General features: G+C 53.4%; 15 protein-coding genes. 8 read left to right on the top strand and 7 right to left on the bottom strand.

From position 1 onward, the window contains the following. The first annotated feature begins 167 nt into the window (after positions 1 to 167). Both ACJJIN_RS14300 and ACJJIN_RS14295 read left to right on the top strand, forming a co-directional pair. The gene (locus ACJJIN_RS14300; protein ID WP_444895175.1) at positions 168 to 1,367 is read left to right on the top strand and encodes a pyridoxal phosphate-dependent aminotransferase; all 1,200 of its coding nucleotides are present in this window, start codon (positions 168 to 170) and stop codon (positions 1,365 to 1,367) included. A gap of 139 nt (positions 1,368 to 1,506) precedes the next feature. Next, positions 1,507 to 1,983 (top strand): Lrp/AsnC family transcriptional regulator, encoded by a 477-nt coding sequence (locus ACJJIN_RS14295; RefSeq protein ID WP_444895174.1) that lies wholly within the window; start codon positions 1,507 to 1,509, stop codon positions 1,981 to 1,983. A gap of 53 nt (positions 1,984 to 2,036) precedes the next feature. On the opposite strand, the gene ACJJIN_RS14290 is transcribed toward ACJJIN_RS14295, so the two are convergent. Then, a complete protein-coding gene (locus tag ACJJIN_RS14290) occupies positions 2,037 to 3,086 on the bottom strand; it encodes a HupE/UreJ family protein (RefSeq protein WP_444898259.1) in 1,050 nt (349 codons plus the stop codon). Continuing rightward, positions 3,086 to 3,943, bottom strand: coding sequence for a peptidylprolyl isomerase (locus tag ACJJIN_RS14285; RefSeq protein WP_444895173.1), 858 nt, complete (start codon positions 3,941 to 3,943; stop codon positions 3,086 to 3,088). The genes ACJJIN_RS14290 and ACJJIN_RS14285 overlap by 1 nt, the downstream gene beginning before the upstream one ends. A 230-nt stretch (positions 3,944 to 4,173) precedes the next feature. On the opposite strand from ACJJIN_RS14285, the gene ACJJIN_RS14280 reads away from it, so the two are divergent. Beyond that, the gene (locus ACJJIN_RS14280) at positions 4,174 to 4,578 is read left to right on the top strand and encodes a DUF4345 family protein (RefSeq protein WP_282934243.1); all 405 of its coding nucleotides are present in this window, start codon (positions 4,174 to 4,176) and stop codon (positions 4,576 to 4,578) included. A 68-nt stretch (positions 4,579 to 4,646) separates the two neighbouring features. Here the strand turns inward: ACJJIN_RS14280 and ACJJIN_RS14275 are convergent, their stop codons facing one another. From ACJJIN_RS14275 to ACJJIN_RS14255, 5 genes are all read right to left on the bottom strand, one after another. Then, on the bottom strand, positions 4,647 to 5,477 hold the full coding sequence (locus ACJJIN_RS14275; protein ID WP_413664407.1) for a sterol desaturase family protein: 831 nt from the start codon (positions 5,475 to 5,477) through the stop codon (positions 4,647 to 4,649). A gap of 178 nt (positions 5,478 to 5,655) precedes the next feature. Beyond that, entirely contained in the window at positions 5,656 to 6,723 is a 1,068-nt protein-coding gene (locus ACJJIN_RS14270; RefSeq protein WP_108731816.1) for a helix-turn-helix transcriptional regulator, read from the bottom strand. Positions 6,724 to 6,726: 3 nt separating this feature from the next. Then, positions 6,727 to 7,293 (bottom strand): lytic transglycosylase domain-containing protein, encoded by a 567-nt coding sequence (locus ACJJIN_RS14265; protein WP_108731817.1) that lies wholly within the window; start codon positions 7,291 to 7,293, stop codon positions 6,727 to 6,729. A 121-nt stretch (positions 7,294 to 7,414) separates the two neighbouring features. Further along, complete coding sequence (locus tag ACJJIN_RS14260; protein ID WP_444895172.1) at positions 7,415 to 9,142, bottom strand: proline--tRNA ligase; 1,728 nt, start codon at positions 9,140 to 9,142, stop codon at positions 7,415 to 7,417. 214 nt (positions 9,143 to 9,356) lie between these two features. Beyond that, positions 9,357 to 9,755 carry an HU family DNA-binding protein gene (locus ACJJIN_RS14255; protein WP_282934239.1) on the bottom strand — a complete coding sequence of 133 codons (399 nt, stop codon included), beginning with the start codon at positions 9,753 to 9,755 and terminating at the stop codon, positions 9,357 to 9,359. Between the two features lie 287 nt (positions 9,756 to 10,042). On the opposite strand from ACJJIN_RS14255, the gene ACJJIN_RS14250 reads away from it, so the two are divergent. From ACJJIN_RS14250 to ruvA, 5 genes are all read left to right on the top strand, one after another. After that, entirely contained in the window at positions 10,043 to 10,315 is a 273-nt protein-coding gene (locus ACJJIN_RS14250) for an FmdB family zinc ribbon protein (RefSeq protein ID WP_282934238.1), read from the top strand. Positions 10,316 to 10,392: 77 nt separating this feature from the next. After that, positions 10,393 to 12,171, top strand: a complete 1,779-nt coding sequence (gene aspS / locus ACJJIN_RS14245) for an aspartate--tRNA ligase (protein ID WP_282934237.1) — start codon at positions 10,393 to 10,395, stop codon at positions 12,169 to 12,171. Positions 12,172 to 12,276: 105 nt separating this feature from the next. Further along, a complete protein-coding gene (locus ACJJIN_RS14240; protein ID WP_282934236.1) occupies positions 12,277 to 13,020 on the top strand; it encodes a YebC/PmpR family DNA-binding transcriptional regulator in 744 nt (247 codons plus the stop codon). Positions 13,021 to 13,170: 150 nt separating this feature from the next. Further along, positions 13,171 to 13,698, top strand: coding sequence for a crossover junction endodeoxyribonuclease RuvC (ruvC, locus tag ACJJIN_RS14235; RefSeq protein ID WP_444895171.1), 528 nt, complete (start codon positions 13,171 to 13,173; stop codon positions 13,696 to 13,698). 57 nt (positions 13,699 to 13,755) lie between these two features. Further along, a complete protein-coding gene (gene ruvA, locus ACJJIN_RS14230; protein WP_282934234.1) occupies positions 13,756 to 14,367 on the top strand; it encodes a Holliday junction branch migration protein RuvA in 612 nt (203 codons plus the stop codon). Position 14,368: the final 1 nt, after the last annotated feature.

Genomic DNA, 14,368 nt, shown 5'->3' with positions numbered 1-14,368 from the left:
GCCTATTTTTAGTCGTGATCTACTTAAGGACACTGACCTCCGCATTATCTGCGGGAATACCTGAGAAAAGCTCCCTCTAATGCGAAATTGACGGTCATATAGCGGCACCGATTACTCCGATGGTTGTTACCTTAGCCCCTATAAATGGCTGCTAAATAGTGAAAAACGTGACAAATTTTACCCCCAGGTTCAGCTTGCAAAGTGAGGCTTTGAATGGTGAGGACGCCAATGTTTGGGCTGTGAGTGACCGGGCTCACGATCTCGCTAATAAAGGGGAGGATGTCATCTTTCTCTGTGTAGGTGATCCCAACTTTGACACCCCCGAGCCGATCCTCGACTTTGCCCGCGCTCGCCTGGGAGTGGGGCGCACCCACTATTCCCCTGCCGCCGGGGAGCCAATGTTGCGCAGGGCTATCGCGGACATCGAGAGCAAGGTCTCTCCCCACCCCTGTAATCCGGATGATGTTGTTGTTTTCCCCGGTGGAACCAACGCTATCTACGCAGTACTTGCCTGCCTGCTAAACCCCGGTGAGGAGATAGTAATTCCCGAGCCGATGTATATCGGCTATGTCCCCATTTGTGATGCCTTGCGCCTCTCCGTAAAGCGAGTGACTTGCCCGGCGGAGACCAATTTCGCTTTTGATGTCGACGCTATCAAGGCCTCCATCAGTGAGCAGACCAAGGTCGTTATGATCAATACGCCGGTAAACCCGACTGGCGCGATGGCTACCCCTGAACAATTGCGCGAGTTGGCGGCATACTGCCGCGAGCGCAATATTTGGCTGGTGTGTGATGAAGTTTATTCAATGATCACCTTTGCCCGCCGCCACACCTCTCTGCGTACGGCAGCGGAGTCGCTGGATAATATTGTTGTGGTTGATGGCTTGTCCAAATCCCACGCCATGAGTGGCTGGCGCCTGGGATGGGCAGTGGCTCGTGGTCCCCTGGTAGATCGTTTGATTGCTTTTGCAGGGGCGACAATTTTTGGATGCCCTCAGTTCATCCAGGAGGCTGCAGCCTTTGCCCTGGAGTTTGATAGCTACTTCGTGAAGCAGATGCGGGATGCCTATCAGCAGCGTCGAGACCTGATTGTTGAGAGGATTGGCCAGATACCTGGCTTGAGTTGCTACAGCCCTGAGGCTGGGATGTTTGTTATGGTGGATGTCTCCAAGGTATCCAGCTCCGGGCAAACCTTCGCTGAAGCCCTTTTGGATGCTGAGCGGGTCTCGGTACTGCCTGGCGCGCCCTTTGGTAGCAGTTCAGTGAATCATGTTCGCCTCACCCTGGCGGCTAATGAGGCCGAGTTGTCGCGGGCCTTGGATCGCATTGAGCAGTTCGTCACCAGTGGTAACCGCCAGGCCGGTTAGGCCTTTGCCGGGAGGCTGGTCGTCGCCAAATTCGCTTTTGAAGTGATGACAAGTTTCCCATGCCGGTGGCTGTAATGTTTATGCCACCGGCGAATACCGCTATCCTTGCCCCCTTTCAGATTCAAAAGAAAATAGCTCCGTGAAAATTGACCGGCATAATTTGCGTATTTTGCAGGCCCTGCAATCAAACGCACGTACAAGTAACCTGAATTTGAGTGAAAAAATTGGATTATCGGAAAGTGCCTGCCTGGCCCGGGTTAAACGCCTGACCAGTGAGCGCTATATCCGCGAGTTCTTTGCCGAGATAAACCTGGATAAAGTTCGGCATGCAGAGTTTTATGTAAACGTTGCGCTTAAGCGGCAGGATGCCCGTACCAGTGAGAACTTTCGCCGCGTTATTAGCGATATTCCACAGATTGTTTCCTGTGTGAAGATGTCTGGTGAGTTCGACTATATGCTGCATTTCGTCTGCCCGGACGCAGCAGATTTTAATCGAGTCTCAGAGCAGTTGTTGGCCAATGAAGAGGCGGCGATTTCCCGTATGACTTCTCATTTGGTGATTGAGAAAACCAAGCCTTTTACCGGCTACCCACTGGAACTCTTGTTTCAGGACTGAGCCTTAAATTAACCGGTGCCCGTGATTTGCAGGGCGCCGGTTAATGTTCTCTGTTATGGGGAAACAATAAGCAGGCTGCGCTCAATCACCCAGTAGCAGGCAATGCCCCCCAGCGTATACGCGACCACCGTAGCGACTGGTATTCCGATACCTCCACCCTCCCCGAAAGAGTATTGTTCGCGGTTCCGAATGGCATACCCTAGCCAGAGTTTAAGGAGCTTTTGATACAAGTTGATTGCTGTAAGAACAGCAGTGATAAATACTAATTGCCCCACTTCCACACCGAGATTAAAAGTCAGTAATGCCTGGGGAATAGCCCCCTGGGGAAGCCCAATTTCCCCCAGTACACCGGCAAAACCCAAACCGTGTAAAAGTCCAAAAGCAAAGGCAATTGCCCATGGATAGCGACTGGTCAAACTGAAAACACCATGCCTCTGGCGTACAGCCTCTCTGGCTGCCAGTAAAATACTGAGGGCGATAATCGCCTCCACTGGCGCTGATGGCAGATGGATATAGCCCAGTACGGCAGCTGCCAAGGTAATACTGTGGGCGATAGTGAAAGCAGTGATAGTGCCGATCAGCTGGCGAAGGCTTTGTTTGAGTAAGATCAGGGCCAAAACGAACAGCAAGTGATCGACACCGAGAAGAATATGTTCAACGCCCAGCACAAAGTAAGTTTGGGCGACTTGGAACTCGCTGGCGGGTTGGTCAAGGGTCCATTCTGGCTGGTCTGGTGTCAGTCGGATAACTTGCTCACGCCCATCTAACCAGGAGATCCGCACTAGCGCATCGGTCATAGTACTCTGTAGGCCATCGATATGAATCGACAGCTGTTGTAGCTCCCTGGGATGATGGATGGTCCAGTGCTCTGTGTAGTAGCCCTTACTTATTTGCCCTCTGGGTTGACTTAGGGGGGAGGCAGCTTGGTTTAAGTGGACATTCAGAGCGAGGCGAAGATCGCCTTGTGCGGGCAATCGCCAAAGTACTTTAAATAATTGTGCATCAACTTGAGTGATGCCCAGGTAAGCCGGGCGCAGTTCGTGGGCAGATAGTATTGGAGTAGAGCTGAGGAGCAGAATGAACAGGAGTGGCCGTATGTGCATCACTTGACGGCAACCTCGGCTGAGAAGTTATCCGGCTTGTGGACAGTGACCTCGTAGTTTTTACGGTACTGGAGATACTGCTCCTGCAGAATCTTCTTTTGCGCCTGGAATTGCCAATCATTTAGTACGCGGCTGCGTATTTCAGCCAATGCCGGTAGCTGGGTGGACTTGATTTCCTCAAGGAGGACCAGGTGATCGCCGAAGGTCGAGCGGACTGGACCACTCCACTTGCCAACAGGCAGCTTGGACAATTGCGCGGAAAATCCCAGCCCAAATTGCCTGTCTATTCGTGGCTCTGAAGTGTCGATAAAAGCAGCTGGCAGTAGGGTTGAGTCCCCAATCATTGGCGAAGCTTGGTCGCTGTTTAGCTGCATGAGTAAGTCGTTAAAATCACGTGAATCTGATGAGGCCAGATCCACTGAGAAAAATCGTTGTTGGAAAGATAGGGTGGGGGGAACCTGGTATTTATCAGCCTGACCTTGAAGGAATTTCTCCAATACTCGATCGCCAGGGTCTTGAGTGTCAGCGAAATTACGCGCCGTAAGTTCCATTTTTATTCGTAGGCGGCGGCGGATTACCGTATCGTTCTCGGCTAATCCCAGGGCAAGCGCTTCCCTGTAAAGTATTTCCTCTCTTAGGTAATTCTCAATAAGTTGCTCCAGCTCCCTATCGGTGGGGTACCTGTGCCACTTGCGCTCAAACACCGAACGTAGATGTTCGACGCGCCCCTCGCTGATAACAATCTCTTGTGCAGGCGGTTCCAGGATTTCTCCCAATCCCAATAGGATTAGGGCGATCGCAATAAAATACAGCAGGGGCTCTTTCGCCAATGACTTGAGGAAGGTAGTGGTATTCAAAAGCGCGGCCCTTATTTTGGAGTGGGTCGGAGTTGCGCTGCAGCTTCTAATTATGGAAAGACATTCTCAGTTTGCCAGTAAGAAAATATTGATAAATCCATCGCTTTGTACCAAATTGGTGAATTGTTCCGGCGTATGGCGGGGTGTGGCTCATATATACTGTGACAGTACTCCAAAGCGGTGTTCCCCTTGTATAGGGGTGAGTAACAGAAATTAGAGGGGAGAATCGATTGAAATATTTGGGAAGAGTCTATTTGACACTCAATCTATTGGTTTTTGCTTCTATCGGCCTCTGGGCCCTGTTTAAACCGCAGAGCCTTGCGAATGAAGTGGATTTTTCATTTGATACCCCCGAAGCCATGCCCGAGTTTATGGCCACTTATGGCGGGTTTATGTTGGCCATCGCGGTGATTCTACTGGTGGCTTTGGCTATGCGCCCGCACCGCAGGGTTGCTTACGCTGCGATGTCTATCGCCTATATCGGCTTCGCTCTTGGGCGCCTCTACGGAATGTTATTTATCAGTGGTTTTGACCAGCGCAATTTAGTGCTTTTTGCTATCGAAGTCGTCTTTGTGATCTGGGGACTTTACTGTTACCGAGAATCCCGCTGGTTGCCTTTGCAGCATGGCCATTAACACGGTTGTTACGGCTAGTAGAAAGGAGCCGGGAGAACCCCGGCGCCCATTTAAGTGATTTGAGTGGGTTAAGCGTGAGCTTTTGCGCCTTCTGCTGCGCTGTTGTCTATTTCCACCTCTTTTTCTCCCCCGTGTAATTGCCCATCCACTGCTTGCCGGAAGACTTGCTTGTAGTCCTTAAATTCTGTGCCCATCCAGCGATCCCACCAAGTGAAGTAAAAGCCGTAGTTACCCTGGAAGCGCTGGTGGTGCAAGTCGTGGTGAGTCGTGGTTGTGAGCCTGTCCATAGGGCCGTCGACCCAGCTGCGGGGGTGGAACTCGCGGCCAGTGTGCAGCATGGCGTTGCGGAAGATGCTGATAAATAAAAAGGTGAACCAAATAGTTGGATTAAGTGGCAGTATCAGGGCTATCAGGGGAGAGAAAGCGCCCATCAGGACCGCTTCACCTACGGAAAAACTGTATGCCGTCCAGGGCGTGGGTGTTCTGGACTGATGGTGTAGGCGGTGGAAGTGTTTAAACACCTTGGGATGGTGCATACCTCGGTGGGTCCAGTAAAAATAAGCGTCGTGGATCAAAATCACTACTGGCAGGCTGGCAATACTCCACCAGAGTGGATAATCGCTCCACTGCCAGTAAAATTTGGTCAGTCCCAGATCGTGCATCATGGTGGTAATAATCCCTACCAGGGTAAAGATACACACCGTTAATAGTGAATAACTCACCTCCCGCCGAATATCTTTCCACTCGGCACGACGCTTTTGGATACGGCGCCGGTTCATCCAGGTGCGAAACAGCCAGCCGGCCAAAATACTCATTACTGAAGCGGCCAGCACATAGCGAAATAAACTCAACTGGAAATGTTTGGCTCCGTCCTGGGATATGTCGACTAAAAAATCCATATTCTCACCATCATTATTCTTCTATTGAAGGGAGACTCACCGGTGTTAAATCGGGTCTCGGTGAGCCGGGCACGCAGCGGGAAAATCGCTTTCACCGCGCTCCCAGTCTGGGAGCCTTTTACTTTGCGGGCTTACGGAATATGAAAAAATGCTGACGGATTATTTCAGGAAAGGAGATTCAGGCGGGCAGCTTTTCCCGGCGGTACTCAGTGGGGGTTTGGCTGTGACGGCGCTTGAAAGCAGCGTTAAATGGGCTCAAGGAGCGATAGCCGATGTCCAGAGCAATGGTGAGTACTGGCAAATGGGCCTGCTCCGGGTCTGCCAACCGGTTGCTGGCCTCATCAATACGAAACTGATTTAGGTATTCGTTAAAATTGCGATAACCCAGATGGCGATTAATCAGCACACGCAGCACATGTTCGCGAATATCCAACTGCTCCGCGAGCTCCCTGATGGTGAGTCCGGTATGGCGATAACCACCGTTGTGCATATGTTCCTGTAATTTTTGCAGCTGGGTTTGCTGTTGTTCATCCAGTTCAGGTGGCGGAGCTAAAGGCTGTTCTTCCTCCTCTGGCTCGCTGCTCTTCGGGCGCGGCAGGGATTCTCCCAGAGCGCTGGGGGAAAGGGCCAGCAACCATAGGCAGGCAACCAGTGACAACAGGCTGGCAAATAGTGCGTGCAGTGTCGGTACACCGTTGGGAAGCGGGCGGTAAGCAAAGATAGATTCTGCGCCAATTACCACCAGCATATAGGCGCCGACGGCGATAAGTAGGGTTGTGCGCAGGCGTCGGCGCTCTGCAACCAAGTCCAGGTGAAACTGTCGTTGTAGTGTCAGTAGGCCGAGGCTGATTAACCCGAGTTTGAGTAGCTGCGAAAGGGTAAATAGTGGGGATTGCTGATCTGACGTCAATGGCAATGGTGCGTGGTAGGCGACTATGCCGATGACCAGGGTAATACCAATCGGAATCCAGCCCCACAGGGGAAAAGGCTCTTCCTCGCGGCATAACAGGTGAGTAAACAGCCAAAAAATTGCGGGAATCAGAGTAATTGGCAGATTAAGCAAGAGCGCAGTAGGTCCACTCAATTGTGGCAGGATGGGCCAGAGTAAATAGCAGATCACGGCTATCAGCAGGGCCAGTAAGCAGCGCCCGGCAACAAGCCGGTAGTGATGTATAGCAACCTTGGTTGCCGCCAATAAAAGAAGAGCGCATGCACCGCCGGAGAAAAATAAGTAGCCGGCGGTCATCGTTTATCTCCAGCGCTCGGCCCAGGCATCCAGGACCTTGCTGCTATAAGTATGGCGGCCGTAGCTACCATTGTAATAGGCGAGGGCGTTGGCTAGATTGCCTTTGGCTTTCTTGATGTAGTGTTTAAGAATGGTACAGCCGTACCTTAGATTGGTATCCATATCGATCAGGTTATCGTCGGGTCGACCGATTTCATTTTTCCAGAATGGCATTACCTGCATCATACCCAGAGCGCCAACGCGAGATATCGCATAGGGGTCAAAAGCACTCTCAATCTGGATAACCGCCAATACGATTTCCGGGCGCAGCCCAGCCCGAGTTGCCTCCCGGTGGACGGCTTTCAGTACGTGCATCCGCCGCTTGGGATCTTTGATATAGCGGGACAGAGGCTGGGATTTAGACATTAGCCACACTTCCGCATCGAAGCGGTCCACAAAGCTGTCGGCCTGGGTAACTGCGTCCTGCAGGGCGAGGCGCAACTCCGGGTCGATCTCGGCTCTACTGCTTTGAGCTTGGGCGGCACAGCAGGTAAGGCAGAGCAACAAGAGGGCGGTGGCTTTTTTTATCATGGGGTGATTCTACGAAAAGCCCGGCAAAATGGGCAGCGTGATTTTGTGACGCCGCCGATAAAAAGCACTTTTGCCGTAAGAGGTCCCGGCCTGCCTGGGGGCAGACCGGGCGGCTCGACAATTATTGATTAAATTTTTCCAATAACACTTCTTCGAGCTGGGATACGGCAAACTCCTGGCTTTCTGCATCTCCGCGACCTTTATATTCCACCACACCTTTTTCCAGGCCGCGATCGCCGATAACAATGCGGTGGGGAATGCCGATCAGCTCCACATCGGCGAGCATAGCGCCCAGTCGCGCTTTGGCTTCGTCCATCAGCAATACATCAATACCCTTGCTGCGCAGGGACTCATACAGGTGCTCGCACTTCTCCCTTACCACATCGCTCTTGTGCATATTGATTGGCACAATCGCCAGCTGGAAAGGTGCAATCGCAGTGGGCCAGATAATCCCTGAGTCGTCGTGGTTCTGCTCGATCGCCGCAGCGACGATTCGGGAAACGCCGATGCCATAGCAGCCCATGGACATAACCTGCTCTTTACCGTTTTCATCCAGTACCGTGGCATTCATAGCGCGGCTGTACTTGTCGCCTAACTGGAAAATGTGGCCGACCTCGATACCCCGTTTGATTTCCAGGGTGCCCTGGCCATCGGGGCTGGCGTCGCCTGCCACTACATTGCGCAGGTCTTCGACGCGGCCCAACTTAACATCGCGACCCCAGTTCACACCGGTTAAGTGGTAGTCATCGCGATTGGCGCCGCAGATAAAGTCTGCCAGGTGCGCCGCAGAGCGATCCACAACAGTCTCGATCTTTATGCCCACCGGGCCCAGGGAGCCAATGTTGCAGCTGAGTTCTTTGGCGATACGCTCTTCCGAGGCGAACTGAATGGGGCTGGCGATTCCAGCCAGCTTCTCTGCTTTTAATTCGTTCAGCTCGTGATCGCCGCGCAGTACCAGGGCAATTAATGGAGCGGTTTCACCCTCTTCACACTCGCCCAGAACAATCAGGGTTTTTACTGAGTGGGCGGGATTACTTTTCAAAAACTCGCTGACATCGGCGATGGTTTTTTGGTTCGGCGTATGAACTTCCTGCATTTCCTGTGACGGAGCAGGGCGCTCGCCAGCTGGGGCAACCGCTTCTGCCAATTCGACATTGGCGGCGTAGCGGGATTCTGTGGAGAAGGCGATATCGTCTTCGCCGCTCTGCGCCAGCACGTGGAATTCGTGAGAGCTGGAGCCACCGATTGAACCGGTGTCTGCCAGTACCGGACGGTAGTCCAGGCCAATGCGCTCAAAAATCTGGCAGTAGGCGCCGTGCATAATATCGTAGGTTTCCTGCAGGGAATCCTCGTTCACGTGGAAGGAGTAAGCATCCTTCATGGTGAATTCGCGCGCGCGCATTACGCCAAAGCGCGGACGGATTTCATCGCGGAATTTAGTCTGCACCTGGTAGAAGTTGGCGGGCAACTGCTTATAGCTATTGATTTCGCCGCGGATCAGGTCGGTGATGACTTCCTCGTGGGTCGGGCCCAGGCAGAAGTCATTGTTGTGGCGATCCTTGATACGCAGGAGTTCGGGGCCGTACTGCTGCCAGCGGCCGGATTCTTCCCAAAGCTCTGCCGGCTGCACGACCGGCATCAGTACTTCCAGGGAGCCAGCGCGGTCCATCTCTTCGCGAACAATGCGCTCGACTTTGCGCAACACCCGCAACCCGGTGGGCAGCCAGGTGTAGAGACCTGAAGACAGACGGCGGATCATGCCGGCACGCAGCATCAGCTGATGGCTGATCACCACTGCGTCGTTGGGAGTTTCTTTTTGGGTTGCGATGAGATAACGAGATGCGCGCATAGGAATTATATGGATTCTATTACGGGTAAGCTGGCTATTTTACGCTATTCGCTGGGCAATAAATATTGCCTGGGGGCAGTATTGCCTCAATGCGGATTGCCTTTTGCTATACCGGGGTATCTATTTAGCAGGTGCCTGGGCACTGGCTTGGAATGGGAGTGAATAAAAAACCCCGCATATGCGGGGTTTTTAAGCTGAGGCTTTATAGAGTGTATTAGTTCTCTGCCATTTCCTTCAGCTTCTTCAGTGGGCGAACTTTAACCTGGATGCTGGCAGGCTTCGCCTTGAAGGTAGTCTCTTCACCGGTGAACGGGTTGATACCCTTGCGAGCTTTCTTAGCCGGCTTTTTCACGGTGGTGATTTTCATCAGGCCCGGCAGGGTGAATTCGCCAACTGCGCGCTTCTTGATGTGGCCTTCGATGATATCGTTCAGCTCGTCCAGAACAGATTGAACCTGCTTGCGGGACAGCTCAGTGCTTTCTGCAATCTGATTAAGTACTTGAGTCTTAGTGTACTTTTCCTTGATTGCTTTTACTTTCTTGGCCGGTGCAGCTTTGGCCGCAGCTTTCTTTGCCGGGGCCTTTTTAGTAGCAGCTTTCTTGGAGACAGCCATGGCTTACTTCCTTCTTTGTTGTTCGGTATATATCCGGTAAAAGTGTGTTTTTTCTCCCGCTGCGCTGCATCCGTTACGGGTGTCTCAGCGGGTGATGGGGGAAGTATATATAGTTTTTGTTCGGCCGCACGAAGAAATACTAGAAAAATAGTGCTTTTTTTACATTTTTTAGCCTCACGTCGCCTTTATGGGACGCTTTACCCAGGGAAAAGACCCGTGCAGCTTCTTACCTCTGTAGGCCTCATGTATACTCTCTCCCCCTTTTTTTAAGCACCAGGTACTGTGTAATGCCGATATATGAATACCAGTGCAATGCCTGCGGCCATGAAATGGAAGCTTTGCAGCGGATGAGCGATGACCCGCTCAAAGACTGCCCAGCTTGCGAGAAGGCCGAGCTGCGCAAGAAAATCTCAGCGGCTGGATTTCGCCTGAAGGGCGCCGGTTGGTATGAGACTGATTTTAAAACTGGTAGCAAGAAAAACCTCGCTGGCGGTGACTCTGCCAACAGTGGTAAGGCCAAAAGCGACAAGTCTGGCACAGCGGCGGCAAAGACGGCCTAGGCGAGCTGTGCGGGGCTGTCCGTGCGGTGTACCCTCTAACTAATCTTTTCACCTATCGATAACGGGAATTTTCATCCATGCGCAGCGATTACTGTGGCGTCCTTCGTTCTGCGGACATTGACCGCGTAGTAACCCTCTGTGGCTGGGTCGACCGCCGCCGCGATCACGGCGGAGTGATTTTTATCGACCTGCGCGACCGCGAGGGAATTGTACAGGTGGTGTTCGACCCCGATGCGGCCGAACACTTCGAGATGGCCGATCGCGTGCGCAGCGAATATGTGCTTAAAGTGACAGGTCGTGTGCGCGCCCGTGCCCCAGAGGCCGTGAATCCCAATATGGTGACCGGTGAAGTTGAGGTTTACGGCACAGAGCTGGAGATCCTCAATACTGCTGAGACAGTGCCTTTCCAGCTGGATGAGCACACCGAGGTGGGTGAAGATATCCGCTTGAAATACCGCTATCTGGATCTGCGCCGCAACGAAATGCAGAACAACCTGTATTTCCGATCCAAGCTGACTACCGCAATCCGCAATTACCTGGATGAGCACGGCTTCCTCGATATCGAGACCCCAATCCTGACCCGCGCCACCCCAGAAGGTGCCCGGGATTACCTGGTGCCGAGCCGCACTCACGAGGGCAAGTTCTTCGCCCTGCCACAATCACCACAGCTGTTTAAGCAGTTGCTGATGGTTTCCGGTTTCGATCGCTACTACCAAATCGCCAAGTGTTTCCGCGATGAGGATTTGCGTGCTGATCGCCAGCCTGAATTTACCCAGATCGATATTGAGACCTCCTTCCTCGACGAAGAGGAAATCATGTCGATCACCGAGAACATGGTTCGCAAGCTGTTTAAAGAGCTTAAGGGTGTTGATCTGGGTGAATTCCCGCGCATGACCCACTACCAGGCGATGCTGCGCTACGGTTCCGACAAGCCGGACCTGCGTATTCCGCTGGAGATGGTGGAGATCAAGGACCTGATGACCGAGGTGGACTTCAAGGTATTCTCCGGGCCGGCCAATGATCCGAAGGGACGTGTTGCCGCGATCAAGGTGCCCGGCGGTTGTAAGAAACTGACCCGCAAGCAGCTGGACGATTACGGCAAGTTTGTCGGTATTTATGGTGCCAAGGGCCTGGCGTACATCAAGGTTAACGATCGCTCCGATCTGGAAAATGGTCTGCAGTCGCCAATCGTTAAATTCCTGCCGCTTGAAACCCGTGCAGCTATCCTCGATCGCCTGCAAGCAGAAGATGGTGACGTTCTTTTCTTCGGCTCGGACAAGGCCAAGATTGTCTCCGAAGCCCTGGGTGCATTGCGCTGCAAGCTGGGTGAAGACCTGGATCTGTACACCAGCGAGTGGGCGCCTTTGTGGGTTGTCGCCTTCCCAATGTTTGAAGAAAATGACGACGGCAGCCTGACTGCGTTGCACCACCCCTTCACTGCGCCTTCCTGTACCCCGGAAGAGTTGGAAAAGAATCCGCTTGAAGCACTTTCCCGCGCTTACGATATGGTGCTCAATGGCACCGAGCTGGGCGGTGGCTCTGTTCGTATCCACGACCAATTGATGCAGGAAGCGGTATTCCGCATCCTGGGTATCGATGCTGAAGAGCAGCGCGAGAAGTTTGGCTTCCTGCTGGATGCACTCAAATACGGTGCGCCGCCCCATGGTGGCCTGGCCTTTGGCCTGGATCGTCTGGTGATGTTGATGACCGGCAGTGACTCAATTCGCGATGTTATCGCTTTTCCGAAAACCCAGAGCGCCGCCTGTGTGATGACAGATGCCCCGGGTGCTGTAGATGCGAAACAACTGCGTGAGCTGAGTATTCGCCTGCGACAAAAAGAAGAGAAAATCAGCTGATTTTTCCCCGATGGGCCGAGCGAAGCGGGCCCATCCAATCGTAGTGATGGGCGATTCGCTTCGCTCTTTGGCCCATCCTACGCACTGACTGAAGAGAGACGGAAAATGGCCGGACATAGTAAATGGGCCAATATTAAGCACCGCAAAGCAGCTCAGGATGCCAAGCGGGGCAAGGTCTTTACCAAGATCATTCGCGAGTTGACGGTAGCCGCCAAATCGGGTCCAAACCCGGACGATAACCCGGCGCTGCGCGCCACTATCGATAAGGCTTTGGGCGCCAATATGAAGCGCGACACCATCGACAAAGCTATCGCCCGTGGCGCCGGCAATGCGGATGGTGAAAACTACGAAGCCGTAGTTTACGAGGGCTACGGCGTTGGTGGTGTAGCGGTCCTGGTGGAGTGCCTGACTGACAACCGCAACCGCACTGTGGCTGAAGTGCGCCACGCCTTCACCAAGCGCGGTGGCAACCTGGGTACCGACGGTTCCGTTAGCTATCTGTTTACCCGCAAAGGTCAGATGTTCTACGAGACCGGAGTGGATGAAGATGCGTTGATGGACGCAGCTCTCGAAGCCGGGGCTGAGGATATCGAATCCAACGATGACGGAAGTGTTGAAGTTACCACTGAATTCCAGGACTACCTGACGGTTAAGGACGCCCTGGTTGCAGCTGGTTTTACCCCGGACAGTGCCGAAATTGCCATGATTCCGTCCACCACGATTCCACTGGATAAAGACGGTGCTGAAAAAGTACTCGCTCTGATCGAGATGCTGGAAGACTTGGATGATGTGCAAAACGTTTACACCAATGCGGATATTCCGGCAGAGGTGATGGAGGAGCTGGGCTAAAGCCGGTTCCGTAACTGGAGGCGGCTACTGTCCCGCCTCTGGTTTTTTATCTTTTCAAGCCCTTCTTACTCCCCCTCCCTTGACGCTTCCTGTTCACCTTGGGACACTCCCACCACTATATAAACATACAGATATTTGGGGAGCTGCCTTTTGACCCGAATCCTGGGTATTGACCCCGGCTCGCGAAAAACGGGCTATGGAATTATCGATGTGGAGCGGGGCAAGGCTCGCTATGTGGCCAGCGGGGTGATTCGTATTCCCGAAGGTGCCCTGCCTGAGCGCCTCAAACTGATTTTTGATGCAGTGAGCCAGATCGCCCAGCAATACCAGCCTGCTCAGATGGCAATTGAAAATGTTTTTATGTCCAAGAGCGCCGGCTCCGCCCTGAAATTGGGACAGGCCCGGGGAGCAGCTATTGTGGCAGGGGCAAATAGTGGTCTGGCAGTAGCCGAATATGATGCTCGCAAAGTGAAGCAGGCAGTGGTCGGCAACGGTGGAGCGGATAAATTGCAGGTCCAGCACATGGTGAAAACCCTGCTGTCCCTACCTGCGTCGCCCCAGGAGGATGCCGCCGATGCGCTGGCCGTGGCTCTGTGTCATATGCATACCGAGCAAACCCTGGTATTTACCGCTGGCGGTGCGCGCAGTCGTTTTCGTCGCGGCCGCCTGAGCGTGTGATCGGCTGGTAGAATTGGCCCCGTAAAGGGCGCAGACAATATAAACCTGGAATAACACATGATTGGAAGATTGAGCGGTACCCTGGCCGCAGTGCAGCCACCTCTGCTGTTGGTGGATGTACAGGGGGTGGGCTATGAAGTGCTCGCACCCATGACCACGATTTTTGAACTGCCCGCACTGGGGCAGCCGGTACAGCTGCACACTCATTTAGCGGTATCCGAAACAGCCCAGCAGTTATATGGTTTTATTCGCGATGGGGACCGCAAATTGTTTCGCACCCTGATCAAGGTGAGTGGAGTGGGTCCCAAGATGGCCCTGGCTATTTTATCCGGGCTGGACGGCGCTGCCCTGGCCCGCTGTGTGTCGGAGGATAATGTAGCGGCGCTGGTCAAAGTCCCTGGCGTCGGTAAAAAGACTGCCGAGCGCCTGATTGTGGAGCTGCGGGATAAATTGACCCCGGATTTTGGCGACGCCAACGATATCCCCCTGATGGCCGCTGCTGCCGAGCCCAAGGTGGACCACACCGGTGAAGCGGAGAGCGCCCTGGCGGCTCTGGGTTACAAGCCCACTGAAGCCAGCAAAATGGTGGCCCGCGCCAGCAAGGAGCAGCCGGATGCCGATAGTGCGACTTTGATTCGCCTGGCCCTTAAGGGAATGGCCCCCGCTTAAT

This window comes from Microbulbifer maximicatervae (SeqCode) (genome assembly GCF_052467505.1).
This window is presented reverse-complemented; position numbering and strand designations above follow the sequence as displayed.